The sequence below is a fragment of the Burkholderia sp. CCA53 genome, from assembly GCF_001685525.1.
Classification (GTDB): domain Bacteria; phylum Pseudomonadota; class Gammaproteobacteria; order Burkholderiales; family Burkholderiaceae; genus Burkholderia; species Burkholderia multivorans.
The window spans coordinates 2,848,404-2,872,016 of the sequence record NZ_BDDJ01000001.1 but is presented as its reverse complement, the minus strand read 5'-3'; the positions used below and the strand labels follow the sequence as shown (position 1 = coordinate 2,872,016).

The following is a 23,613-nucleotide window of genomic DNA, read 5'->3' as shown; positions in this document are numbered from 1 at the left end:
CGCCCCTTCGCGCCCCTTCGCGCTGTGCCGCGCGCGGGCGCGTCAGCCGCGCGGACCGGCCGCGACCGGCGGCCCGTGCCGGCCTGCGGCGCGGCCGGCGCCGCGCGTCACGCGCTCTGTGCGAGCGGCAGCACCGCTTCGTCCGCGCGCAGCGAATTCAGCATCCGCTGCAATGCGCGGGCGGTCTCGAGCGGGCGCTCCATCGGGAACAGGTGGCTGCCCTCGATCCATTCGATGCGCCCGCGCGCCGCGCGCCGCGTCGCGTCGAGCCCGACCTGCCGCACCTCGCGCGAGCGCGTGCCGGCCAGAAAGCCGAGCGGTACCGGCGCGCCGTGCGCGAGCCGCGGCCCCAGCGTGTGCGGCAGCGTCCGGTAGATCAGGTATTCGATCTGCCGATCGAACGCGAGCGCGCGCGTGCCGTCGGCGTCGACCTGCGGAATGCCGTAGTCGATGTAGTCGGCGAGCATCCGTTCGTCCCAGCGCGCAAACGCCGGCTTCTCGCGAAAGTGCCGCCACGCTTCGTCGCGGTTCGCCCAGTGCGTGCGGCGGTTGCGCGTCGCGGCGGCCGGCGACAGCCGCTCGTCGAGCCCCGCCCACTGCGTCGCGCGCAGCGCGCCGGCACGCCACCCGGCGATGATCGGCGAATCGAGCATCACGACGCCGCGCACCCAGTGCGGCTTCTTCAGGGCCGCCATCAGCGACAGGTATCCGCCGAGCGAATGGCCGACGAGCCAGACGGGACGCTCGTAGCGGCTGCCGATGTCGTCGAGCAGTTGCTCGACGAGATGCGGCCAGTCGCGCGTCACCGGATAGCGACGGTCGTGGCCGATCCGCTCGATGTAGCGCAGCTCGTAATCGTCCGCGAGTTCGGCAAAGAGCGTCCGGTACGTCGAGGCCGGAAAGCCGTTCGCATGTGAAAAATGCAGAATGTCCTTCAAACGCCGTTGTCTCCTGTGTCGCCGCCCGCCCCGCGCCGTCGCATGCCTGCGTCAGCGGTCCATCCAGTACCGGCGTCGCTCATCGCGGTAGCGCGCGAATCCGAATCCGCGCTCGGCCGGCCCGACGTCGAAGCGCACCGCGCCGTCGCGATCGGTGCGCGGCAACGGAATGCCACGCGCCGCATAGCGCGCGATGACCGTGCGGTGCGGGTGCCCGAAATGGTTTCGATAGCCTACAGGAAATACCGCGACGCGCGGCCCGACCGAGTCGAGGAAAGGCTCGACCGACGAGGTCCGGCTGCCGTGGTGCGGAACGACGAGGATCTGCGCGGCCAGCGCGTCGCGCATCGTGTCGACGAGCCGGCGCTCCGCATACGCGTCGATGTCGCCGGTCAGCAATGCCGACGTGGCGCCCGCGTCGATGCGCAGCACGCACGACTGCCGGTTCGACGGCCCCGCGCGCGGGCCGCCCGGCGGCCACAGCACCGTGAAATCGACACCGTCCCAGCGCCAGCGCTGCCCCGCCGCGCACGGCACGCGGTCGGCCACGCCGGCCGCCTGCGCGTCGCGCCATCGCGCGTGGCCGGCCGGAATGCCGGCCAGCAGCTGCCGCACCTCGGCCGCGCCGTAGACGGCCGGCGCGCCGCCCGTATGGTCGCTGTCCGCGTGACTCAGCACGAGCGTATCGAGCGTGCGGATGCCGCGCGCACGCAGCGACGGCGCGACGATCCGCTGCCCGGCGTGCGTCGATTCGGCGCCCGGCCCCGCATCGAACAGCAGCGTGCGGCGCGCCGTTTCGACGAGCACCGACGTGCCCTGCCCGACGTCGAGCACGGTCAGCCGGAACGCGCCGATCGGCGGTGCGTCGGGCGCGGGCGCGACGAGCGGCAGCCACGTGAGCGGCGCCGCCCAGCGCAACGGCCAGCCGCGCGGCATCAGCATCCAGACGACGCCGACGCACGCGAGCACGAGCACGGGCGCGTCCGGCATGCGCAGCCACATCACGCCGGCCGGCCACGCGGCAAGCCGTGCCAGCAGCGCCATCATCGGTTCGAGCGACGCATGCGCGAGCCGCAGCATCGCCGCGTCGAGCGGCGCGGGCAGCACGAGGCCGGCAAGCACGGTAGGCGTCACGACGAAACTGACCCACGGAATCGCGAGCGCGTTGCCGAGCGGCCCCGACAGCGAGATCTGCGCGAACCATGCAGCCGTCAGCGGTGCGAGGCCGATCGTCACCGCATACTGCACGCGCGCGGCGTCCGCGAGGCGGTGCAGCGCACGCATGGTCCACCCATGCAGCCGCTGCATGACGCCGGGCGGTTCACCCTCGCTGTCGTGTTCGCGTACCGCGCGCCAGCCGGCCACGGACAGCAGGATCACCGCGACCGCACCGAACGACAGCCAGAAGCCGGCCGACAGCACGGCCCACGGATCGGCGAGCAGCACGCCGCCGAGCGCCGCGCACAGCACCGCGGACGTCGGCACGCTGCGGCCGGCCAGATACGCGACGCCGCCCGCGGCGATCATCCACCACGCGCGTTGCGCGGGCACGTTGAATCCCGCTAGCGCCGCGTAGCCGCCGGCCGCGGCAAGCGCCGCCAGCGCGGCGACGTACGGTGCGGGCACCGCGAGCGTCGCGGCCCGCCCGCGCCGGTGCAACCGACGCCACACCGCCGACGCGAGCGCGCCCGCCAGTGCGCCGACCAGCCCGACGTGCAGCCCCGAGATCGCGACCAGATGACTCGTGCCGGTATCGCGCAGCACGCGCCAGTCGTCGTCGCCGATTGCCGACTGGTCGCCGATCGCGAGCGCGGCGACGATGCCGCGATGTCGCGCGTCGTCACCGAGCGCCGCGGCGATGCGTGCACGCAATATGTCGCGCAGCCGGTCGACGGACGCGCGCCAGCCCGATGCGCGCGCATCGATCAGCACCGCGCGCGACGGCGCGCTCACGTAGCCGACCGCGCGAATGCCGGCCGCGAGCCATGCGGCCTCGGCGTCGCGCACGCCGGGATTCGCCTCGGCGTGCGGGCGCTTCAGGCGCACGACGAACTGCCAGCGCTGCGCGGCGCGAAAGTCGGGCACGGCCGGCGCGCGATCGTTTCGCCACGATAGGCGGATCAACGGCGGGAACCGCGCGAGCCGCGCGTCATTCGACTCGACTGCGAACAGCAATCGCGCGCCCGTTTCGTCGACAATCGGCAGCCCCCGGATCACGCCCGTCACGACGATGTCGCGCCGCTCCCATTCGACCGGCAGCACGTCGCGCAGCCGCCATTCGGCGCGCGCGGCCGCGTAGCCGAACCCCGACACGCACGCCGCGACCGCACACAGTGTCCATCCCGGCACACCCTTCGCGCAGCGCCGCCAGCGCCGACGTGCCAGGTACAGCGCCGCGCAGGCGCCCAGCACCGCCGCGCCGGCCGCCCACATGCGCGGGCCGGGCAATGCCGCCTGCCGCTGCAGCACAACGACGCCGAGCGCAAACGCCATCCACCACCCACGCATCCCGCCTCCTTACCGAACCGGCGCCGCGCTTGCGCATGCGACGCCCTGCGGCAACGATTATGCGGACGAAAGCGCGAGGCGCGGCAGCGCGGCGAGCGCGTTAGCCGAAGTGGATAGGGACAGCGCGTGCGCGTCGATGCCGCGCAGTTCGGCGAGCACGTCGCCGATGCGCGGAATCTGGTCGGGCGTGTTGCGCGACTTGTATGCCCATTCGGGCGCGATGTCGGGCGCGTCGGTCTCGACGACGATCGCGTCGAGCGGCAGCTGCGTCGCGAGCCGGCGGATCTGCCGCGCGCGCTCGAACGTCACGTTGCCGCCGAAACCGAGATGCAAGCCATGAGCGAGATACGCTTCGGCCTGCTGGAAGCTGCCGTTGAACGCATGCGCGATGCCGCGGCGCACGCCCGCGCGCCGCAGGCCCGCGAGCACGCGATCCTGCGACTTGCGGACATGGCACAGCACCGGCAGGTCGAATTCGCGCGCGAGCCGCAGCTGCCCCTGATAGAAGAATTGCTGCCGGTCCTCGTCGAGGCCCGGCACGAAATAGTCGAGGCCGATTTCGCCGATTGCGACGAAGCGCGGATCGTCGATGCTCGCCTCGATCTCCATGCGCAGCCGGTCGAGATCCTCGTCGCGCGCTTGCGGCGTAAACAGCGGATGAATGCCGAGCGCATAGACGGCGCCCGGCGTGCGGTGCGCGAGCTCGCGCACGGTCGTGAAATTGTCGCGCCCGACGCTCGGAATCACGATGCGCGACACGCCGGCCGTGCGGGCCGCGTGCGCGACCGCGTCGCGGTCGCCGTCGAATTCGGCGGCATCGAGATGACAATGCGTGTCGATCCACATGTCGGCACTCCTGCATCCCGTGCGCCGCGCCGCCGCGCCGAGCCGCACGCGGCAGGCCCGGCACGCGGGCGTTCGTCGTTTACACCGGCAGCGCCGGCTCCTCGTGCAGCACGCCGTCGCGCAGCCGCATCGTGCGGTCGCAGCGCGCGGCAAGCTCCGGATCGTGCGTGACGATCACGAAGCTCGTGTCGAGCGTCTCGGACAGCTCGAGCATCAGGTTGAACACCGTGTCGGCCGTCGTGCCGTCGAGGTTGCCGGTCGGCTCGTCGGCCAGCACGCAGGCGGGCTTCGTCACCAGCGCGCGCGCGATCGCGACGCGCTGCCGCTCGCCGCCCGACAGCTCGCCGGGCCGATGCTTCGCACGCGGGCCGAGCCCCACGCGTTCGAGCATCGCGCGTGCCTGCTCGCGTGCGTCTTCGGTCGTCATCCGGCGGATGCGCAGCGGCATCGCGACGTTGTCGAGCGCGCTGAATTCCGGCAGCAGATGGTGAAACTGATACACGAAGCCGAGCGCGCGATTGCGCAGGTCGTTGCGTTCGCGTTCGGCCAGTTGCGTAAACGGCTTGCCGAGCAGCGAGACCTCGCCCGCGCTCGGCTCGTCGAGGCCGCCCAGCACGTGCAGCAGCGTGCTCTTGCCGGAGCCCGACGCGCCGACCACCGCGAGCTTCTCGCCGCGCCGCACCGCGAGTTCCGTGTTGTTGAGCACCTGCACGTTGAAGCCGCCCTGCACGAACGCTTTCGTGATGCCGCGCGCCTGAAGCACGTATTCCTGCATACCTGCCGAATCCTGTTTGAGGTGTTGTCGTGAATCCGCGAAGGCGGTGGCGCGATCATTCATAGCGCAGCGCCTCCGCCGGCTTCACCTTCGCGCCGCGCCAGCTCGGATAGAGCGTCGCAACCGCCGACAGCGCGAACGCGATCAGGCCGATCTTGATCACGTCGCTCGCGACGAGTTCGGACGGCAGTTCGCTGATGAAATACACGGACGGCGGCAGGAACTGCACGCCGAACAGATGCTCGATCATCGGGATCAGCCATGGAATGCTCCACGCGATCAGGCAGCCGAGTGCGACGCCCGACGCCGTGCCGACGAAGCCGATCGTCACGCCCTGCACGACGAAGATCTTCATGATCGAGCCGGGCTGCGCGCCGAGTGTGCGCAGGATCGCGATGTCGGCCTGCTTGTTGGTAACCGTCATCACGAGCGACGACACGAGGTTGAACGCCGCCACCGCGATGATCAGCGTGAGGATGATGAACATCATCCGCTTCTCGATCTGCACGGCCGAGAACCAGGTCTTGTTCTGCTGCGTCCAGTCGCGGATGTAGAGGCTGCCCGACAGCGTATGCGACAGCTCGAGCGCGACCTGCGGCGCCTTCTGCATGTCCTTGAGCCGCAGCCGTACGCCGGTCGGCGCGGACATCCGGAACAGCGCCTCGGCGTCGCGGATGTCGATCATCGCGAGCGTGCTGTCGTATTCGTAGTGGCCGGACTCGAACACGCCGACGACCGTGAACTGCTTGAGCCGCGGCATCATCCCGGCCGGCGTGATCGAACCTTCGGGCGCGACGAGCGTGATCTTGTCGCCGACGCTCACGCCGAGATTGCCCGCGAGCGCGTCGCCGAGCACGATGCCGAACTGGCCCGGCACCAGCGCGCTCAGTTGCCCGGCCTTCATGTCCTTGCCGATGTCCGACACCTGCGGTTCGAGCGACGGCTCGATGCCGCGCAGCATCACGCCGCTCACCGCATCCTGGCGCGTGAGCAGCGCCTGCGCTTCGACGTACGGCGCGGCGCCGATCACCGACGGGTTGCGGCGCGCTTCCTGCGCGGTCAGCTGCCAGTCGGGCATCGAGCCCGTCGGCGAGAAGATCTCGACGTGCGCGAGCACCGACAGCATGCGGTCGCGCACTTCCTTCTGGAAGCCGTTCATCACCGACAGCACGACGATCAGCGCGGCGACGCCGAGCGCGATCCCGAGCATCGAGACGAGCGCGATGAAGGAAATGAAGCCGTTGCCGGTCGTGCGTTTGCCGGCGCGCGTATAGCGCCAGCCGATTTGCCATTCGTACGGAAGTTTCAAGCGAATCCTTTCTGCTGGTTACGGCGGGAGGGCGGCCGGCGCGCGGCACGCTGCGGCCGCAACGCCGCCGGCCGCGGACGCGGGTCGAAAAACGGCCGCCGGACGCGACCGGGCCGTCGGCCGGCCCGATCACGCGCGCAGTTTGCCATACAATGCGCAGCATCATGCACGACCGACGCCTCCATTTTCTCGTTCCGTTCGCGCTGCCGTCGGCGGCCGATGCGGCCTCGTCCCTGCACACGCTGGACAGTCCCGCGCTCGAAAAGTTGCTCGCGCGCGCGAGCGTCGTCGAGCGCGTGGCCGGCGAGGACTTCCAGCGCACGCTGCCGCACGAGCGCTGGCTGGCGCGCCAGTTCGGCGCGACGCACGGCAGCGCCGCCGACGAGGCGCCGCTCGCGCCCTACATGCTGCTCGCCGACGGCGGCGAGCCCGGCACGCAGCCGTGGGCCTGCGTCGAGCCCGTTCACGTCGAAATCGCGCACGACCATCTGGTGCTCGTCGACCCGGCCGCGCTCGCGCTCGACGACGGCGACGCCGCCGCGCTGCTCGCCGTCGCACGGCCGCTGATCGAGGAGCTCGGCGTGCGCGTCGAAGCGCCGACGCCGGCGCGCTGGTATCTGTCGAGCGATCAGCTCGCGCATCTGGCCGGCGCGGCACCGCTGCGCGCAAGCGGCCGCAACATCGAAATCTGGCTGCCGCACGAGGCGCACACCGGCGAGCGCTCGCGGATGTGGATGAAGCTGCAGAACGAAGTGCAGATGGCGTGGTTCCAGCACCCGGTCAACGAAGCGCGCGAAGCGCGCGGGCTGCCCGCCGTCAATTCGATCTGGTTCCACGCACAGGGCACGCTGAAACCGGTCGGCAAGCCGTTCGCGCGCGTGCTGTCCGCGTCGCCGGCCGCACTCGGCCTCGCGCGTGCAGCCGGCATCGATGGCGGCGCGCCGCCCCGCGCATTCGATGCGCTGGCGGCCGCCGAGGGCGCGACGCTCGTCGAGCTGACGCCCCTCACTACCCCGTTTATCGAACAGGACTGGGCACGCTGGCACGATGCGCTCGCCGCGCTCGAGCGCGACTGGTTCGCGCCGGCGCTCGCCGCCCTGCAGCGCGGCGAACTGGCCGGTATCGACGTCACGCTGTGCGGCGACACGAGTTCGGCCACGCTGCGCGCGACGCGCGGCGCACTGCGCAAGTTCTGGCGCCGCCGCGCGCTCGCCTCCCTGTTCGAATAAGCCCCACCCGATACCGAATGACCCGCATCGTTACCCGTCCCGTCGCGCCCGCCGACGCCGAAGCGCTCGCGCGCCACGGCCTGCATCCGGTGCTCGCGCGCCTGTACGCGTCGCGCGGCGTGCAATCGCCCGCCGACATCGAGACGGCGCTCGCGCGCCTCGTCCCGCCGACCGAACTGAAAGGCTGCGCCGACGCCGCCGCGCTGCTCGCCGACGCGATCGCCGAGAAGCGGCGCCTGCTCGTCGTCGCCGACTACGACTGCGACGGCGCGACCGCCTGCGCGGTGGCAGTGCGCGGGCTGCGCATGTTCGGCGCGCAGATCGACTACCTGGTGCCGAACCGCTTCGAATACGGCTACGGGCTCACGCCCGAAATCGTCGAGCTGGCCGCCGCGCGCAAGCCCGACCTGCTGATCACCGTCGACAACGGCATTGCGAGCGTCGCCGGCGTCGAAGCGGCGAACGCGCGCGGCATCGACGTACTCGTGACCGACCACCATCTGCCCGGCGAAGCATTGCCGCCCGCGCGCGCGATCGTGAACCCGAATCAGCCCGGCTGCGCGTTTGCGAGCAAGCACATCGCGGGTGTCGGCGTGATGTTCTATGTGCTGCTCGCGCTGCGCGCCGAGCTGCGTCGCCGCGGCGCATTCGCGAGCAAGGCCGCCGAGCCGCGCCTCGACGGGCTGCTCGACCTCGTCGCGCTCGGCACCGTCGCCGACGTCGTCCGGCTCGACGGCAACAACCGCGTGCTCGTCGCGCAGGGGCTGCAGCGCATCCGCAACGGCCGCATGCAGCCCGGCATCGCCGCGCTGTTCCGCGCGGCGGGACGCGACGCCCGCACCGCGTCGGGCTTCGATCTCGGCTTCGGCCTCGGCCCGCGGCTGAACGCGGCCGGCCGGCTCTCCGACATGTCGCTCGGCATCGAATGCCTGATCACCGACGACATCGGCCGCGCCTGGGCGCTCGCGCAGCAGCTCGACACGATGAACCGCGAACGGCGCGAGATCGAGGCCGGCATGCAGCAGCAGGCGCTCGCCGATCTCGCCGACGTCGATCCGGCCGATGCGTGCTCGATCACGCTGTTCAATCCCGAATGGCACCAGGGCGTGATCGGCATCGTCGCCGGCCGGCTCAAGGAGAAGTTCCACCGGCCATCGTTCACGTTCGCGCACGCGGACGAGCACGGCACGCGCGTGAAGGGCTCCGGGCGATCGATTCCGGGCTTCCATCTGCGCGATGCGCTCGACCTCGTCTCGAAGCGCGAGCCGGACCTGCTCGTCGCGTTCGGCGGCCATGCGATGGCAGCCGGCGTCACGCTCGACACCGACAACGTGCCGCGCTTCGCCGCCGCGTTCGAGGCCGTCGCTCGCGAATGGCTGTCCGACGACGCGCTCGCGCGCGTGATCGAGACCGACGGCGAACTCGAGGACGCGTACTTCACGCCGCAGTTCGTCGGCCTGCTCGACGAGGCGGTCTGGGGCCAGGGCTTTCCGGCCCCGCTTTTCTCGGGCGAGTTCGACGTCGTGTCGCAAAGCCTCGTGAAGGACAAGCACCTGAAGCTGCAGCTCGCGCGCGGGCGCCAGCGCTTCAACGCGATCTGGTTCAACCGGACCGAGCCGCTGCCGGCGAGCGCGCTGCTCGCGTATCGGCTCGTCGCCGACACGTGGAACGGCGTCACGCGCGTGCAGCTGATCGTCGAGCACGCGGACGCGTGACGGGCACCGCGGCCTGGCGCGATGCCGCGCCGGACGGGCCCGCCGCGGCCGCCCGCATTCGATCGGCGCCACCGGGAGCCTCTGCCGATCGGCTATAATTCCGCTTTTTTACGAAGCACGAAAAGCGAAACGATCATGGAAGCGGAACGTCTCAACGCGATCGAAAGCTCCCTGCTCGACCTGCGCACGCGCGCGGGCGAGCTTCGGGGGTATCTTTGACTACGACGCCAAAGCAGCGCGTCTGACCGAAGTCAACAAGGAACTCGAAGACCCGAACGTCTGGAACGATTCGAAGAACGCCCAGGCGCTCGGCCGCGAAAAGAAGCTGCTCGAAGGCGTCGTCACGACGCTCACCGAACTCGATAACGACCTGCGCGACGCGCTCGACCTGTTCGAGCTTGCACGCGAGGAAGGCGACGAGGACACGCTCATCGCCTCCGAAGAGGACGCCGCGAAGCTCGAAGCGCGCGTCGCCGACATCGAATTCCGCCGGATGTTCTCGAACCCGGCCGACCCGAACAACTGCTTCATCGACATCCAGGCCGGCGCCGGCGGCACCGAAGCCTGCGACTGGGCGTCGATGCTGCTGCGCCAGTACCTGCGCTACTGCGAGCGCAAGGGCTTCAAGGCCGAAGTGCTCGAAGAATCCGACGGCGACGTCGCCGGGATCAAGAACGCGACGATCAAGGTATCGGGCGAATACGCATACGGCTATCTGCGCACCGAAACCGGCATCCACCGGCTCGTGCGCAAGTCGCCGTTCGACTCGTCGGGCGGCCGTCACACGTCGTTCTCGTCGGTGTTCGTCTATCCGGAAATCGACGACTCGATCGAAGTCGAGATCAACCCGGCCGACCTGCGGATCGACACGTACCGCGCATCGGGCGCGGGCGGCCAGCACATCAACAAGACCGACTCGGCGGTGCGGATCACGCACATGCCGACCGGCATCGTCGTGCAGTGCCAGAACGACCGCTCGCAGCACCGCAACCGCGCGGAAGCGATGGCGATGCTGAAGTCGCGCCTGTACGAAGCCGAGCTGCGCAAGCGCCAGGCCGAGCAGGACAAGCTCGAATCGAGCAAGACCGACGTGGGCTGGGGTCACCAGATCCGCTCGTACGTGCTCGACCAGAGCCGCGTGAAGGATCTGCGTACGAACGTCGAAATGAGCAACACGAAGGCGGTGCTCGACGGCGATCTCGACGACTTCATCAGCGCGAGCCTCAAACAGGGCGTGTAAGCGCCGCGGCGCGGCCGGGCCGCGCCGCCCTTCCCGTTTGCGTTGCCGCACCCATTCCGAATTCCGACCATCATGACCGAACCGACCCAAACGCAGCCCGCCGTCGCGGCGGACGAAAACCAGATCATCGCCGAACGCCGCGACAAGCTCCGCGCCTTGCGCGAGCAAGGCGTCGCCTATCCGAACGACTTCCGCCCGACGCACCGCGCGGCCGAGTTGCAGGCGAAATTCGCCGAGTCGGACAAGGAAGCGCTCGAAGCGAACCCGTTCGAGGTCGCCGTCGCGGGCCGGATGATGCTCAAGCGCGTGATGGGCAAGGCGAGCTTCGCGACCGTGCAGGACGGTTCGGGCCAGATCCAGTTCTTCGTGACGCCGAACGACGTCGGCGCAGAAACCTACGACGCGTTCAAGAAGTGGGACCTCGGCGACATTGTCGCAGCGCGCGGCGTGCTGTTCCGCACCAACAAGGGCGAGCTGTCGGTCAAGTGCACGGAGCTTCGGCTGCTGTCGAAGGCGCTGCGTCCGCTGCCCGACAAATTCCACGGCCTGTCCGACCAGGAAATGCGCTATCGGCAGCGCTACGTCGACCTGATCGTCACGCCGGAGACGCGCGACACGTTCCGTGCGCGCACGAAGACGATCGCATCGATCCGCAAGTTCATGAGCGATGCCGAGTTCATGGAAGTCGAGACGCCGATGCTGCATCCGATCCCGGGCGGCGCCGCGGCGAAGCCGTTCGTCACGCATCACAATGCGCTCGATATGCAGATGTTCCTGCGCATCGCGCCGGAGCTGTACCTGAAGCGGCTGATCGTCGGCGGCTTCGAGCGCGTGTTCGAGATCAACCGCAATTTCCGGAACGAAGGCGTGTCGCCGCGCCACAACCCGGAATTCACGATGATGGAGTTCTACGCCGCGTACACCGACTATCGCTGGCTGATGGACTTCACCGAGCAGCTGATCCGCCAGGCCGCGATCGATGCGCTCGGCACCGCGACGATCCAGTACCAGGGCCGCGAGCTCGACCTCGCGAAGCCGTTCCATCGGCTCACGATCACGCAGGCGATCCAGAAATACGCGCCGCAGTACACCGACGGTCAGCTGTCCGACGACGCGTATCTGCGCAGCGAACTGAAGCGCCTCGGCGTCGACGTCGCGCAGCCCGCGTTCCTGAACGCCGGCATCGGCGCGCTGCAGCTCGCGCTGTTCGAAGAAACGGCCGAATCGCAGCTGTGGGAGCCGACGTTCATCATCGACTACCCGGTCGAAGTGTCGCCGCTTGCACGCGCATCGGACACGGTGCCGGGCATCACCGAGCGCTTCGAGCTGTTCATCACCGGCCGCGAGATCGCGAACGGCTTCTCGGAGCTGAACGATCCGGAAGATCAGGCCGCACGCTTCAAGAAGCAGGTCGAGCAGAAGGATGCCGGCGACGAGGAAGCGATGTACTTCGACGCCGACTATATCCGCGCGCTCGAATACGGGATGCCGCCGACCGGCGGCTGCGGGATCGGCATCGACCGTCTCGTCATGCTGCTCACCGACAGCCCGACGATCCGCGACGTGCTGCTGTTCCCGCACCTGCGTCGCGAAGACTGACGATTCACGCGCTCGCGTGCGCCGCCGCTGCGGCGCACGCGTCAGCTTTGTAACGGCGCGTAAATCCTGCCGGCCGATACGGGCCGGCTGTCGATCCTCCCCCGTTTTATTCGCTTCACCGGCGCCGCGCGCGCCCGGCCGCCCTCTCCTTCGCCGCCCCGCCATACGGGCGCGACCGCTGCAATTCGTTACACCTTGATACGGCACGCCGTTTGCGCGTGGACGACACTCCGGATGCGTCACCACGCATTGCAACGGGGCCGGCACGGCGGCATGCACGCCGCGTCCGATCGATCCCGACGCGTGGGATCCGCTTCAGCGCTGCTGCGCAACGCGGATCGACCCTCGGAGAGCCAAAATGGACAATCAGAATCAGACCACACCGCAAAAGCAACGCCTTCATCCGCTGATCGCCACGGCCGCGGGCGCCGTGATCGTCGCGAGTCTCGCGGCAACGGCCGCGATCACGGGCGTATTCCCGAAAGCGAACAGTACCGGCGAGCAGAACGGGCAGACCCAGGCCGCGCTGATCGCCTCGCAGCCGGCCGTCGATACGGCGGCGGCCGCAAGCGCCGCGCTCGCCGCGCAGGCGCAGCAGCAGGCGGCCGAACAGGCCGCGCAGCACAAGGCCGCGGCCGCTCAGCCCGAGCCGAAGCCGGCGCCGCGCCCGGTTCACCGGCGCCATACGCCGGCGCCGCAGCCGCCGCAGTATGCACAGCAGCCGTCCGCGCCCGCGCAGGCCGCGTACTGCCAGTCGTGCGGCACGGTCGTCGCGATCACGCAGACGCGTACGGCCGGCCAGAGCTCGGGCATCGGCGCGATCGGCGGCGCGGCCGCGGGCGGCCTGCTCGGCAACCAGTTCGGGCACGGCAACGGCCGCACCGCGATGACGATCATCGGCGCGCTGGGCGGCGGTCTCGCCGGCAACCAGGTCGAGAAGCAGGTTCGCGCGGAAACCGACTATCAGGTGCAAGTGCAGATGGAGAACGGCGCGACGCGCACGTTCACGTACCGCAACCCGCCGCCGTTCGGCCAGGGTCAGCGCGTACGCGTCGAGAACGGCACGCTGGTCGGTGCATGATCGTCGCGGCCGCCCGCACGGCGGGCGGCTACGCGCTGAGACAATAAAAAACGGCTCGTGACGCAAGTCACGAGCCGTTTCTTTTGCGCGAAGCGCGGGGACGTCAGTCTTCGTCGTCGAAGTCCGATTCGTCGATCCAGTGCGCCTGGATCGCTTCGAGGATTTTCTCGCCGGAGCGGTTCGGATCGTCGTCGAACCCGTCGAGCGCGATCACCCACGCGCGCAGATCGACGAAATTGATCCGCTGCGGATCGACATCCGGATGCTTGTCTGCAAGCGCGATCGCGATTTCGCGCGAATCGGTCCATTTCATGGCCTGCTCTCCCGTATCGATGGCGGGCCGGCCCGGCAGACAGGCCGCCTGTCGCCCCGCCCGTCCGTCCGTCCGTCCGTCCGTCCGTCCGTCAGTGATTTTCCTTCGCGTGATTGATCGAGTACTTAGGAATCTCGACCACCAGATCCGAATCCTCCTTGACGATCGCCTGACACGACAGGCGCGACGTCGGTTCGAGCCCCCACGCCTTGTCGAGCAGATCGTCCTCGTCCTCCTCGGACGGATCGAGTTCGTTGAAGCCTTCGCGGATCACCACGTGGCAGGTCGTACACGCGCACGACTTCTCGCACGCGTGCTCGATCTCGATGCCGTTGTCGAGCAGGTTGTCGCAAATACTCTTGCCGGGCGTCGCGTCGATCACCGCGCCGTCCGGGCACAGTTCGACGTGAGGCAGCACCACCAGTTGAGGCATGTCCGTTCCGTCAGTCAGAGTGCGGCGACGCGCGCCGCACGGTTCAATATCGCGCGGGCCGTCGGGCCCGCGCGCGAGTCGTCGTTCGTTCAGATCTCGTCGAGCCGCCGGCCCGACAGCGCGCGCTTGATGCTCTTGTCCATCCGGCGCGCCGCGAATTCGTCGGTGCCGTCGGCGAGCGCCTTGGTCGCCGCTTCGATCGCGTCCGCGTCGTCGCCCTGCGCGATCGTGCGCAGCGCCGCGACGCGCGCATCGATTTCCGCGCGCTCTGCGGCATCGAGCAGTTCGCCGTCGGCCGCGAGCGCGGCCTGCGTCGCCTCGATCATTCGCTCGGCCTCGACCTGCGCCTCGCGCAGCGCACGTGCGCGCATGTCGACTTCGGCCGTCTTGAAGCTGTCCTCGAGCATCTTCGCGATGTCGTCGTCGGCGAGGCCGTACGACGGCTTCACGACGACCGACGCCTCGACGCCCGAATGCTGTTCGCGCGCGAACACCGAGAGCAGCCCGTCCGCATCGACCTGATACGTGACGCGAATGCGCGCCGCGCCGGCCGTCATCGGCGGAATGCCGCGCAGCTCGAAGCGCGCAAGCGACCGGCAGTCGGCGACGAGCTCGCGCTCGCCCTGCACGACGTGAATCGCCATTGCGGTCTGGCCGTCCTTGAACGTCGTGAATTCCTGCGCGCGTGCGATCGGAATCGTCGAATTGCGCGGAATGATCTTCTCGACGAGTCCGCCCATCGTCTCGACGCCGAGCGACAGCGGAATCACGTCGAGCAGCAGCCAGTCGTCGCCGCTGCCGCGATTGCCGGCGAGCAGATCGGCCTGGATCGCCGCGCCGAGCGCGACGACCTGGTCCGGATCGAGGTTGACGAGCGGCGGCTGGCCGAAATACTTCGCGACCGCCTCGCGGATCACCGGCATGCGCGTCGCGCCGCCGACGAGCACCACGCCCTTGATGTCGGCCGGCGTCACCTGCGCATCGCGCAGCGCCTTGCGCGTCGGCGTCAGCGTGCGCTGCACGAGCGGCTCGACAAGCGTCGCGAACGTGTCGTGCGAGATCGTCTGCGCGAGATGCGTGCCGTTCGACAACGTGACGTCGAGCGCCGCCTCGGGTGCCGACGACAGCGCCTCCTTCAGCACGCGCACGCGATCGAGCAGCAGGCGCACGTCTTCGGGCGCGAGCGTCTTCGCGTCGAGACCGGCCTGTGCGAGCACGTGATCGAACAGCGCGTGATCGAAATCGTCGCCGCCGAGCGCGGAATCGCCGCCCGCCGCCAGCACTTCGAACACGCCCTTCGTGAGCTTCAGGATCGACAGGTCGAACGTGCCGCCGCCGAGGTCGTAGACGGCGTAAAGCCCTTCGGCCGCATTGTCGAGACCGTATGCGATCGCCGCCGCGGTCGGCTCGTTCAGCAGACGCAGCACGTTCAGGCCGGCGAGCCGCGCGGCATCCTTCGTGGCCTGACGCTGCGCGTCGTCGAAGTAGGCCGGCACCGTGATCACGGCGCCGACGAGCTCGTCGCCGAGCGTGTCTTCGGCACGTTGCCGCAGCGTCGCGAGAATCTCGGCCGACACCTCGACCGGGCTTTTCACGCCGTCGACCGTGCGGATCTGCACCATGCCCGGCGCATCGACGAATTCGTACGGCGCGTTCGCCGCCCCTTCGACTTCGGCCTTGCCGCGACCCATGAAGCGCTTGACCGACACGATGGTATTGCGCGGATCGGTGGCGGCCTGCGCCTTGGCGTCATGGCCGATACGGCGGCCGCCGTTCTCGAGATAACGGACCACGGACGGCAACAGCACGCGGCCCGCGTCGTCCGGCAGCACTTCGGGCACGCTGTTGCGCACGGCCGCGACGAGCGAGTTCGTCGTGCCGAGATCGATCCCGACGGCGAGCCGCCGCTGGTGCGGCGCCGGCGCCATGCCCGGTTCGGAAATTTGCAGTAAAGCCATCTTGGTTGGTTCGGGCGCTCGGCCCGTTTGCTGCGCGTGCCGCGAGGCACGCGGTTAAGTTTCGAGGCGCTCGATCTGCGCGCCCACTTCAGACGCGACGCGCTCGATGAACATCAGCTGGCGCACGGCCTCGGCGGCCGCCTGATCGGCGCCGCTGTCGAGCAGCGTGCCGAGCCGCTCGAGACGCGCGCGCTTCTCGTCGCGCAGTTCCGCAAGCAGGGCGTCGAGCGCATCGACGTTGCGGGCTGCCGCGGCGTCCTCGATGCTTTCGCGCCATTCCATCTGCTGCATCAGGAACGCGGGCTCCATCGCGGTGTTGTTCTCCGCGCCGATGTCGACGCCGCGCAGCGACAGCAGATAGGTCGCGCGCTTCAACGGATCGCGCAGCGTCCGGTACGCTTCGTTCGCGCGCGTCGCCCACTGCATCGCGATGCGCTTCTGCGCGTCGCCGGCCGCGGCGAAGCGGTCCGGATGCACCTGCGTCTGCACGGCCCGATAGGCGGCGTCGAGCGCCGCTTCGTCGAGCGCGAACTGCGCCGGCAGATGAAACAGATCGAAATGGCTGTCTTTCAGCGAGACCATCGTCGCGTTCAATTCCGGTTCGTCGTGCGGCGAACGCCGCCCATTAAAAAGGCGGCCCGTGCCGCCTCTTGCCCGCGTCGCGCGGAGATCCGCGTCAGACGCGGAAGGATTCGCCGCAGCCGCACTCGTCCTTCACGTTCGGGTTGTTGAACTTGAATCCTTCGTTCAGGCCTTCGCGCGCGAAGTCGAGCTCGGTGCCGTCGATATACGCGAGGCTTTTCGGGTCGACGACGACCTTCACGCCATGGCTCTCGAACACCTGATCCTCGGGGGCAAGCTCGTCGACATACTCGAGCTTGTACGCGAGCCCCGAGCACCCGGTCGTGCGAACGCCGAGCCGCAGGCCCAGGCCCTTGCCGCGACGGACCAGGTATTTCTGGACGTGCTGTGCTGCTTTTTCGGTCAGTGTAATTGCCATGATGTCCTTGCCGCGGCGCGCCGTCGGCACGCCGCGATTCCCTTCACAAGCCGCTCGATGCGTCAGGCCGCTGCCTGATCGTCCTGCTTCGTGTCGTGGCGCTTCTTGTAGTCGGCCACGGCTGCCTTGATCGCGTCTTCCGCGAGGATCGAGCAGTGGATCTTCACCGGCGGCAGCGCGAGTTCTTCGGCGATCTGCGTGTTCTTGATCGCGAGCGCTTCGTCGAGCGTCTTGCCCTTCACCCATTCGGTGACGAGCGAGCTCGATGCGATCGCGGAACCGCAGCCGTAGGTCTTGAACTTCGCGTCTTCGATCACGCCATCCGCGCCGACGCGAATCTGCAGCTTCATCACGTCGCCGCAGGCCGGCGCGCCGACCATGCCCGTGCCGACCGCATCGTCGTCCTTCGCGAACGAACCGACGTTGCGCGGGTTTTCGTAGTGATCCAGAACCTTGTTGCTGTAAGACATGACTCAGACTCCTTGACTCGTTACGTCTGCGTGCGCGAATCCGCCCGCGGGTATGTTCGATATGCGGTGCTCAGTGTGCGGCCCATTCGATCGTCGACAGATCGATGCCTTCCTGGTGCATTTCCCAGAGCGGCGACAGCTCGCGCAGCTTCGCGATCTTGCTGTTCAGCAGTTCGATCACGTAGTCGACTTCCTGCTCCGTCGTGAAGCGGCCGACCGTGAAGCGGATCGAGCTGTGCGCGAGCTCGTCGTTGCGGCCGAGCGCACGCAGCACGTACGACGGCTCCAGCGACGCCGACGTGCAGGCGGAACCCGACGACACCGCGACGTCCTTGATCGCCATGATCAGCGACTCGCCTTCGACGAAGTTGAAACTGATGTTGAGGTTGTGCGGGATACGGTGCTCCATGTCGCCGTTCACGTACGTTTCCTCGATCTGCGACAGGCCACGCAGCAGCTTGTCGCGCAGCATGCGGATGCGCTCGTTCTCGGTCGCCATTTCTTCGCGCGCGATGCGGAACGCTTCGCCCATGCCGACGATCTGGTGCGTCGGCAGCGTGCCCGAACGCATGCCGCGCTCGTGGCCGCCACCGTGCATCTGCGCTTCGATGCGCACGCGCGGCTTGCGACGCACGTACAGCGCGCCGATGCCCTTCGGGCCGTACGTCTTGTGCGCCGAAAACGACATCAGATCGACCTTCAGCTTCGCGAGATCGATTTCGACCTTGCCGGTCGCCTGGGCGGCATCGACGTGGAACACGATGCCCTTCTCGCGGCAGATCTCGCCGATCGTCTCGATGTCCTGGATCACGCCGATCTCGTTGTTCACGTGCATCACGGACACGAGGATCGTGTCGGGGCGCAGCGCGGCCTTGAACACGTCGAGGTCGAGCAGTCCGTTTTCCTTCACGTCGAGATACGTGACTTCGAAGCCGTCACGCTCGAGCTCGCGGCACGTGTCGAGCACGGCCTTGTGCTCGGTCTTCACCGTGATGATGTGCTTGCCCTTGCCCTTGTAGAAGTTCGCGGCGCCCTTGATCGCAAGGTTGTCCGATTCCGTGGCGCCGGACGTCCAGATGATCTCGCGCGGATCCGCGTTCACGAGCGCGGCCACCTGCTCGCGCGCCTCCTCGACCGCGCGCTCGGCATCCCAGCCGTACGCATGGCTGCGCGACGCCGGGTTGCCGAACTGTTCGCGCAGGTACGGCACCATCTTGTCGACCACGCGCGGATCGACGGGCGTCGTGGCGCTGTAATCCATGTAGATGGGCAGGTGGAGGGTCTGTTGAGTCATCTGTCGCTCCGGGATTCTGTGCAGGGACGATATGCGTTATAGGGTGTGGCGCGGTTCGCGCTCACGAACTCGCGATGTTGAACACCGAATTGGGACCGAGCGGCATCGTGCGCACCGGCTCGGCCGGCGCGGCGACGGGCTCCGGCGCGCGCCGGTCGCGCAGCACCGCGGGCGCGCCTTCGCGTGCGCGCTGCTGATCGACGAGATCCTGCAGCGACACGGAATCGAGGTATTCGACCATTTTCTGGTTCAGCGTCGACCACAGCTCATGCGTCATGCAGTGGCCGTCCGGCTGCTTCGAGCCGTCGCACGTGCCCTTGCCGCCGCATTGCGTCGCGTCGAGCGGTTCGTCGACCGCGATGATGATGTCGGCAACGGTGACGTCCTGCGCGCGGCGCGCGAGGTTGTAGCCGCCGCCCGGGCCGCGCACGGATTCGACGATTTCATGCCTGCGCAGCTTGCCGAACAGCTGTTCGAGATACGAGAGCGAAATCCGCTGGCGCTGGCTGATGCCTGCAAGCGTCACCGGGCCCTGCTCCTGGCGCAGTGCCAAGTCGATCATCGCCGTGACGGCGAAACGGCCTTTGGTGGTGAGTCTCATGGTGTCTAGGGGACTGCAATCTTGACGATTTTGGTCAAGTATAAATATTTGACGATTTTAGTCAAGTATCCATGTCTTCGGCAGGGTATTCGCAGATCGCTGAATACCGCGCCGCGATCAGCGGGCGATGCGCGCGCGCAGCGTGTCGAGCAGGCCCTCGCACGCGCGCTCGACCTGGTCGAGCACCTGTTCGAAGCCCTGCGCGCCGCCGAAATACGGATCAGCCACCTCGGTTTCGGTCGCGTCGGGCGCGAATTCCATCAGCAAGCGCACCTTGTCGCGATGCGCGGACGGGCAGCGCCGCCGCAATTCCGCGAGATTGGCTTCGTCCATCGCGAGCAGCAGGTCGAAGCGCTCGAAATCGTCGGCGCTCACCTGCCGTGCACGCAGCGTCGACAGATCGTAGCCGCGCGTGCGCGCCGCGGCTTGCGCGCGCGTGTCGGGCGGCTCGCCGACGTGCCAGTCGCCGGTGCCGGCCGAATCGATCTCGATATGGTCGCCCAGCCCTGCCGCGTCGACCCGATGCCGCATGACGCCCTCCGCGGTGGGCGAGCGGCAGATGTTGCCGAGACAGACGAAACAGATCGCAACGCGGGTCATCGCACTATCGGAAAGCCGCGGCGGACCGCGTGGAGGAAGAACGCGCCATTATACAAAGGCGCCCGAGATCGCGCCGTCGCGCCATGCGACGGCGACCTGTACTACAGCGTCTTCGGGGCGGCGAGCACGACGTCGCCGGAGGCGGCCGGCAACGGCTGCGACGCGTCGCCGACGAGACCGAACGACACGGCGCGCGCCAGTTCGGCGGAAGCCTGATGAACCGCGACCGGACCGCGCGACGGCGCGTTGTCCATCGCGTGCAGATAAGCGGCCGCTGCAAGCGGTACGACGATTGCAAGCGGCCAGTACGTCGCTATTGTCTTTCTCATGATGCGGACCTCGTTGACCTGATGCCCCGGAAACCCGATTCCGGGGACTACAGGACGTATTCTATAGACCGCATCTATCAGGATAAATACGCAAATAGTGAATGCAGTGTTGCGTCGCGATGAACAGTATCAGCCGAGATGGCTTTGCGACGCCGCGTACAGTTCGCGGAACGTGCGCCCCGTCGGCGTCGGCATGTCGCGCGTGTCCATCCAGCCGCCCATCATCGGCAGCCGTCGCAGCATCCCGCCGTCGCCGCCGAGCCGCTCGAGAATCCGCACCGCCAGCTTCGTCGTCAGCGCGTACAGCATCGGACGGCGCGCGAGGAAGCCCCACGCGGCAAGCGCCGCGCGTTCGCGCCACGGCCGCAGGTGACGCTCCACCTGCTTTTCGCGCAACGTGCGCAGCAGGTGCGACAGCGGAATCCCGACCGGGCACACGCTGTCGCATTCGCCGCAGAGCGTCGCCGCCTGCGGCAGGTCGAGCGCGCGGTCGAGCCCCACGTAGCTCGGCGTCAGCACCGATCCCATCGGGCCGGGATACACCCATCCGTAGGTGTGGCCGCCGACCTTCTGATACACGGGACAATGGTTCATGCACGCGCCGCAGCGGATGCAGCGCAGCATTTCCTGGAATTCGCCGCCGATGAGGCCGGTGCGTCCGCCGTCGACCAGCACGACGTAGTTGTGCTCGGGGCCGTCCTCGTCGCCGGGCCCGCGCGGGCCCGTCAGCAGCGAGAAATAGTTCGACGTCTTCTGGCCGGTCGCGGAGCGCGGCAGCAAGCGCATCGCGGTCGCGAGATCCTCGAGCGTCGGCAGCACCTTCTCGATGCCCGTCACCGCGACATGCACGCGCGGCATCACCGTGCACATCCCCTCGTTGCCCTCGTTCGTGACGAGCGCGACCGAGCCGGTTTCCGCGATCACGAAGTTGCCGCCCGTCACGCCCATGTCCGCCGACAGGAAGTGCGGGCGCAGCATCTCGCGCGCCTCGCGCGTCATGTCCGGGATCTCGGTCAGCCGCTCGCGCCGGTGCGTGCGCGCGAACAGATCGGCGATCTCGTCCTTGTCCTTGTGGACGACCGGCGCAATGATGTGGCTCGGCGGCTCGTTGTCGTTGATCTGCAGGATGTATTCGCCGAGGTCCGTCTCGATCGACTGCACGCCCATCTCGGCGAGTACCGCGTTCACGTGCATTTCCTCGGACACCATCGACTTCGTCTTGATGACCTTCTTCACGTCGTGACGGCGCGCGATGTCGGCGACGAGCCGCGCCGCGTCGGCCGTCGTTTCGGCGAACAGCACAGTCGTGCCGCGGCGCGTCGCTTCGCGCTCGAAGGCCTCGAGCCACACGTCGAGATTGTCGAGCGCGCGGTTGCGGCGCGCCTTCAGCGCCGCGCGCGTCGCCGGAAAGTCGATCGCCGTCATCGCGTCCGCGCGCGCGGACACGAACTTCGTCGACAGTTTCTTCAGGTTCTGCTGCAGACGCTGATCCGCCAGCTTCTGGCCGGCGCGCGCCTTGAAGTGCATCGATTGGACTTGCATCGCGGTATCGGGGGAAAGTGAGCGGAACCGGGCGTCAGACGTCGCCCGCCAGCACCTGCGCGACGTGCAGCACGCGCGTATCGCGGTCGCCGGTACGGCGCAACCGCCCTTCGATGTTCAGCATGCAGCCGAGATCGCCGAGCACGACCGTGCCGGCGCCCGACGCGCGTACGTTCGCGCACTTCTCGTCCGCGATCGCCGCCGAAATGTCGCCGTACTTGACCGCGAACGTGCCGCCGAAGCCGCAGCAATGCTCGCAGTCCTTCATCTCGGTGACCGCGACGCCGCGCTGCGCGAGCAGCGCGCGCGGCTGCGCCTTCACGCCGAGTTCGCGCAAGCCGGAGCACGAGTCGTGATAGGTCACGGGCCCCGCGAACTCGCCGGGCGCCAGCGCGACCTTCGCGACGTTGACGAGGAAATCGGTCAGCTCGTAGACCTTCGGCTGCAGCCGCGCATAGCGGGCCATCAGCTCCGGATCGTCGCGGAACAGGTCGCCGTAGTGCGCGCGAATCATCCCGCCGCACGACCCGGACGGCGCGACGACATAGTCGAACTGCTCGAACTCGCGCAGCATCTTTTCGGCGAGGTCGCGCGCGAGCGCGCGCTCGCCCGAGTTGTAGGCAGGCTGGCCGCAGCACGTCTGCGCGGGCGGCACGAATACCTCGTAGCCCGCGTCGCGAATCAGCTTGAGCGCCGAGAAACCAATTTCGGGACGCATCAGATCGACCAGACAGGTCACGAACAAACCGACTCGCATACGCGCTCCTCCGGGAAAACGGCCCTCATTATCCGCCGTTTGGCCGACAAGACCAACGCCGGCGCGTGCCCCTGCCGCAAACGAGGACTTCCTCGAACAGCGTTCGCTTTTTTCACCATACGAGATACAATCGGTTCAACACCGCTTGCCGCGTCAACTGATTCTCCCGCCGACATGAACCAACCCACCCCGGATTCCAAAACGTCGATCCAGGTGATCGAACGCATGATGAGGCTGCTGGACGCGCTCGCCGCTCACAGCGATCCCGTCAGCCTGAAGGAACTCGCGCAGCGCACGGAACTGCATCCGTCCACCGCGCATCGCATCCTGAACGACATGGTGACCTGCCGCCTCGTCGACCGCTCCGATCCCGGCACGTACCGGCTCGGCATGCGGCTGCTCGAACTCGGCAACCTCGTGAAGGCGCGCCTGTCGGTGCGCGACGCGGCGCTGATGCCGATGCGCGAACTGCACCGCCTCACCGGCCAGACGGTCAACCTGTCGGTCCGGCAAGGCGACGAGATCGTCTATATCGAGCGTGCGTATTCGGAGCGCTCGGGCATGCAGGTCGTCCGCGCGATCGGCGGCCGCGCGCCGCTGCATCTGACCTCCGTCGGCAAGCTGTTCCTCGCGGCCGACGAAACGTCGCGCGTACGCGCGTACGCGACGCGCACGGGGCTGTCCGGCCACACGCAGAACAGCATCACCGATCTGACCAAGCTCGAGCGCGAACTGACGCTCGTGCGCCAGCAATCGTGCGCGCGCGACAACGAGGAGCTCGAGCTCGGCGTGCGCTGCATCGCGGCCGGCATCTACGACGATTCGGGCAAGCTCGTCGCGGGGCTGTCGCTGTCGGCGCCGGCCGATCGTCTGCAGGATGCGTGGATCAGCCAGCTCAGCCGCACCGCGCTGACGATCTCAGAAGCGCTCGGCTACCGACCGGAAGTCGTGAAGGAAGCGGAAGGCCTGCAACGGCAGGCATGATGCGCCGCCGCAGGCGTCGGAATGCAAAAAGCCTCGCTGTCGCGGGGCTTTTTTTCGACTTCGGGCGCGGCGACTGCAACGGCAGCGCCGCG

23 protein-coding genes are annotated in these 23,613 nt (G+C 68.3%); 6 read left to right on the top strand and 17 right to left on the bottom strand.

Going from position 1 to position 23,613, the window contains the following annotated elements; genetic code table 11:
* Nucleotides 1-107 precede the first annotated feature (107 nt).
* From BCR55_RS13300 to BCR55_RS13280, 5 genes are all read right to left on the bottom strand, one after another.
* Nucleotides 108-938 (bottom strand): alpha/beta fold hydrolase, encoded by an 831-nt coding sequence (locus BCR55_RS13300; protein ID WP_006408185.1) that lies wholly within the window; start codon nucleotides 936-938, stop codon nucleotides 108-110.
* A 51-nt stretch (nucleotides 939-989) separates the two neighbouring features.
* Entirely contained in the window at nucleotides 990-3,446 is a 2,457-nt protein-coding gene (locus tag BCR55_RS13295) for a DNA internalization-related competence protein ComEC/Rec2 (RefSeq protein ID WP_065494637.1), read from the bottom strand.
* A 57-nt stretch (nucleotides 3,447-3,503) separates the two neighbouring features.
* Complete coding sequence (locus tag BCR55_RS13290) at nucleotides 3,504-4,292, bottom strand: TatD family hydrolase (protein WP_006408183.1); 789 nt, start codon at nucleotides 4,290-4,292, stop codon at nucleotides 3,504-3,506.
* A 79-nt stretch (nucleotides 4,293-4,371) separates the two neighbouring features.
* On the bottom strand, nucleotides 4,372-5,130 hold the full coding sequence (lolD, locus tag BCR55_RS13285; RefSeq protein ID WP_081000562.1) for a lipoprotein-releasing ABC transporter ATP-binding protein LolD: 759 nt from the start codon (nucleotides 5,128-5,130) through the stop codon (nucleotides 4,372-4,374).
* A complete protein-coding gene (locus BCR55_RS13280) occupies nucleotides 5,123-6,376 on the bottom strand; it encodes a lipoprotein-releasing ABC transporter permease subunit (protein WP_006408181.1) in 1,254 nt (417 codons plus the stop codon). The genes lolD and BCR55_RS13280 overlap by 8 nt, the downstream gene beginning before the upstream one ends.
* A 164-nt stretch (nucleotides 6,377-6,540) precedes the next feature.
* On the opposite strand from BCR55_RS13280, the gene BCR55_RS13275 reads away from it, so the two are divergent.
* From BCR55_RS13275 to BCR55_RS13250, 5 genes are all read left to right on the top strand, one after another.
* Nucleotides 6,541-7,605: a regulator gene (locus BCR55_RS13275; RefSeq protein ID WP_139094030.1), complete on the top strand. Its 1,065-nt coding sequence runs from the start codon at nucleotides 6,541-6,543 to the stop codon at nucleotides 7,603-7,605.
* A gap of 17 nt (nucleotides 7,606-7,622) precedes the next feature.
* Nucleotides 7,623-9,320, top strand: coding sequence for a single-stranded-DNA-specific exonuclease RecJ (gene recJ, locus BCR55_RS13270; protein ID WP_065494635.1), 1,698 nt, complete (start codon nucleotides 7,623-7,625; stop codon nucleotides 9,318-9,320).
* A 135-nt stretch (nucleotides 9,321-9,455) separates the two neighbouring features.
* A protein-coding gene (gene prfB / locus BCR55_RS32410) for a peptide chain release factor 2 (protein WP_100085614.1) occupies nucleotides 9,456-10,560 on the top strand; the annotation gives its coding sequence in 2 pieces (ribosomal slippage) (nucleotides 9,456-9,536 and nucleotides 9,538-10,560; 1,104 coding nt in all).
* A gap of 72 nt (nucleotides 10,561-10,632) precedes the next feature.
* Nucleotides 10,633-12,159: a lysine--tRNA ligase gene (gene lysS, locus BCR55_RS13255; protein ID WP_053297053.1), complete on the top strand. Its 1,527-nt coding sequence runs from the start codon at nucleotides 10,633-10,635 to the stop codon at nucleotides 12,157-12,159.
* A gap of 358 nt (nucleotides 12,160-12,517) precedes the next feature.
* Nucleotides 12,518-13,240 (top strand): glycine zipper 2TM domain-containing protein, encoded by a 723-nt coding sequence (locus tag BCR55_RS13250; RefSeq protein WP_006412884.1) that lies wholly within the window; start codon nucleotides 12,518-12,520, stop codon nucleotides 13,238-13,240.
* Between the two features lie 103 nt (nucleotides 13,241-13,343).
* Here the strand turns inward: BCR55_RS13250 and iscX are convergent, their stop codons facing one another.
* The 12 genes from iscX to BCR55_RS13190 all read right to left on the bottom strand — a co-directional run bounded on the left by iscX (nucleotide 13,344) and on the right by BCR55_RS13190 (nucleotide 22,537).
* Nucleotides 13,344-13,553, bottom strand: a complete 210-nt coding sequence (iscX, locus tag BCR55_RS13245) for a Fe-S cluster assembly protein IscX (RefSeq protein WP_006408177.1) — start codon at nucleotides 13,551-13,553, stop codon at nucleotides 13,344-13,346.
* Nucleotides 13,554-13,644: 91 nt separating this feature from the next.
* Nucleotides 13,645-13,986 (bottom strand): ISC system 2Fe-2S type ferredoxin, encoded by a 342-nt coding sequence (gene fdx / locus BCR55_RS13240; RefSeq protein WP_006401949.1) that lies wholly within the window; start codon nucleotides 13,984-13,986, stop codon nucleotides 13,645-13,647.
* 89 nt (nucleotides 13,987-14,075) lie between these two features.
* Nucleotides 14,076-15,944, bottom strand: a complete 1,869-nt coding sequence (hscA, locus tag BCR55_RS13235; protein ID WP_006409699.1) for a Fe-S protein assembly chaperone HscA — start codon at nucleotides 15,942-15,944, stop codon at nucleotides 14,076-14,078.
* A 54-nt stretch (nucleotides 15,945-15,998) separates the two neighbouring features.
* A complete protein-coding gene (hscB, locus tag BCR55_RS13230; protein WP_012213077.1) occupies nucleotides 15,999-16,526 on the bottom strand; it encodes a Fe-S protein assembly co-chaperone HscB in 528 nt (175 codons plus the stop codon).
* A gap of 94 nt (nucleotides 16,527-16,620) precedes the next feature.
* Complete coding sequence (gene iscA / locus BCR55_RS13225) at nucleotides 16,621-16,944, bottom strand: iron-sulfur cluster assembly protein IscA (RefSeq protein ID WP_012213076.1); 324 nt, start codon at nucleotides 16,942-16,944, stop codon at nucleotides 16,621-16,623.
* A gap of 62 nt (nucleotides 16,945-17,006) precedes the next feature.
* The gene (gene iscU, locus BCR55_RS13220) at nucleotides 17,007-17,414 is read right to left on the bottom strand and encodes a Fe-S cluster assembly scaffold IscU (RefSeq protein WP_006401953.1); all 408 of its coding nucleotides are present in this window, start codon (nucleotides 17,412-17,414) and stop codon (nucleotides 17,007-17,009) included.
* 70 nt (nucleotides 17,415-17,484) lie between these two features.
* Entirely contained in the window at nucleotides 17,485-18,708 is a 1,224-nt protein-coding gene (locus BCR55_RS13215) for an IscS subfamily cysteine desulfurase (protein ID WP_006401954.1), read from the bottom strand.
* Nucleotides 18,709-18,769: 61 nt separating this feature from the next.
* Complete coding sequence (gene iscR, locus BCR55_RS13210; protein WP_006401955.1) at nucleotides 18,770-19,309, bottom strand: Fe-S cluster assembly transcriptional regulator IscR; 540 nt, start codon at nucleotides 19,307-19,309, stop codon at nucleotides 18,770-18,772.
* 117 nt (nucleotides 19,310-19,426) lie between these two features.
* On the bottom strand, nucleotides 19,427-19,909 hold the full coding sequence (locus tag BCR55_RS13205; RefSeq protein WP_065494634.1) for a low molecular weight protein-tyrosine-phosphatase: 483 nt from the start codon (nucleotides 19,907-19,909) through the stop codon (nucleotides 19,427-19,429).
* A gap of 101 nt (nucleotides 19,910-20,010) precedes the next feature.
* Entirely contained in the window at nucleotides 20,011-20,238 is a 228-nt protein-coding gene (locus tag BCR55_RS13200; protein WP_006408174.1) for a hypothetical protein, read from the bottom strand.
* 129 nt (nucleotides 20,239-20,367) lie between these two features.
* A complete protein-coding gene (locus BCR55_RS13195; protein WP_006408173.1) occupies nucleotides 20,368-21,780 on the bottom strand; it encodes a lactate utilization protein B in 1,413 nt (470 codons plus the stop codon).
* A gap of 34 nt (nucleotides 21,781-21,814) precedes the next feature.
* The gene (locus tag BCR55_RS13190) at nucleotides 21,815-22,537 is read right to left on the bottom strand and encodes a (Fe-S)-binding protein (RefSeq protein WP_006409547.1); all 723 of its coding nucleotides are present in this window, start codon (nucleotides 22,535-22,537) and stop codon (nucleotides 21,815-21,817) included.
* 174 nt (nucleotides 22,538-22,711) lie between these two features.
* On the opposite strand from BCR55_RS13190, the gene BCR55_RS13185 reads away from it, so the two are divergent.
* Nucleotides 22,712-23,521 (top strand): IclR family transcriptional regulator, encoded by an 810-nt coding sequence (locus BCR55_RS13185; RefSeq protein ID WP_006401960.1) that lies wholly within the window; start codon nucleotides 22,712-22,714, stop codon nucleotides 23,519-23,521.
* Nucleotides 23,522-23,613: the final 92 nt, after the last annotated feature.

What these genes read in the sequence shown, in the direction of transcription:
- BCR55_RS13295 (WP_065494637.1), bottom strand. Translation starts at nt 3,446, where the DNA reads ATGCGTGGGTGGTGGATGGCGTTTGCGCTCGGCGTCGTTGTGCTGCAG.
- BCR55_RS13290 (WP_006408183.1), bottom strand. Translation starts at nt 4,292, where the DNA reads ATGTGGATCGACACGCATTGTCATCTCGATGCCGCCGAATTCGACGGC.
- lolD (WP_081000562.1), bottom strand. Translation starts at nt 5,130, where the DNA reads ATGAATGATCGCGCCACCGCCTTCGCGGATTCACGACAACACCTCAAA.
- BCR55_RS13275 (WP_139094030.1), top strand. Translation starts at nt 6,541, where the DNA reads ATGCACGACCGACGCCTCCATTTTCTCGTTCCGTTCGCGCTGCCGTCG.
- recJ (WP_065494635.1), top strand. Translation starts at nt 7,623, where the DNA reads ATGACCCGCATCGTTACCCGTCCCGTCGCGCCCGCCGACGCCGAAGCG.
- lysS (WP_053297053.1), top strand. Translation starts at nt 10,633, where the DNA reads ATGACCGAACCGACCCAAACGCAGCCCGCCGTCGCGGCGGACGAAAAC.
- BCR55_RS13250 (WP_006412884.1), top strand. Translation starts at nt 12,518, where the DNA reads ATGGACAATCAGAATCAGACCACACCGCAAAAGCAACGCCTTCATCCG.
- iscX (WP_006408177.1), bottom strand. Translation starts at nt 13,553, where the DNA reads ATGAAATGGACCGATTCGCGCGAAATCGCGATCGCGCTTGCAGACAAG.
- fdx (WP_006401949.1), bottom strand. Translation starts at nt 13,986, where the DNA reads ATGCCTCAACTGGTGGTGCTGCCTCACGTCGAACTGTGCCCGGACGGC.
- hscA (WP_006409699.1), bottom strand. Translation starts at nt 15,944, where the DNA reads ATGGCTTTACTGCAAATTTCCGAACCGGGCATGGCGCCGGCGCCGCAC.
- hscB (WP_012213077.1), bottom strand. Translation starts at nt 16,526, where the DNA reads ATGGTCTCGCTGAAAGACAGCCATTTCGATCTGTTTCATCTGCCGGCG.
- iscA (WP_012213076.1), bottom strand. Translation starts at nt 16,944, where the DNA reads ATGGCAATTACACTGACCGAAAAAGCAGCACAGCACGTCCAGAAATAC.
- iscU (WP_006401953.1), bottom strand. Translation starts at nt 17,414, where the DNA reads ATGTCTTACAGCAACAAGGTTCTGGATCACTACGAAAACCCGCGCAAC.
- BCR55_RS13215 (WP_006401954.1), bottom strand. Translation starts at nt 18,708, where the DNA reads ATGACTCAACAGACCCTCCACCTGCCCATCTACATGGATTACAGCGCC.
- iscR (WP_006401955.1), bottom strand. Translation starts at nt 19,309, where the DNA reads ATGAGACTCACCACCAAAGGCCGTTTCGCCGTCACGGCGATGATCGAC.
- BCR55_RS13205 (WP_065494634.1), bottom strand. Translation starts at nt 19,909, where the DNA reads ATGACCCGCGTTGCGATCTGTTTCGTCTGTCTCGGCAACATCTGCCGC.
- BCR55_RS13200 (WP_006408174.1), bottom strand. Translation starts at nt 20,238, where the DNA reads ATGAGAAAGACAATAGCGACGTACTGGCCGCTTGCAATCGTCGTACCG.
- BCR55_RS13195 (WP_006408173.1), bottom strand. Translation starts at nt 21,780, where the DNA reads ATGCAAGTCCAATCGATGCACTTCAAGGCGCGCGCCGGCCAGAAGCTG.
- BCR55_RS13190 (WP_006409547.1), bottom strand. Translation starts at nt 22,537, where the DNA reads ATGCGAGTCGGTTTGTTCGTGACCTGTCTGGTCGATCTGATGCGTCCC.
- BCR55_RS13185 (WP_006401960.1), top strand. Translation starts at nt 22,712, where the DNA reads ATGAACCAACCCACCCCGGATTCCAAAACGTCGATCCAGGTGATCGAA.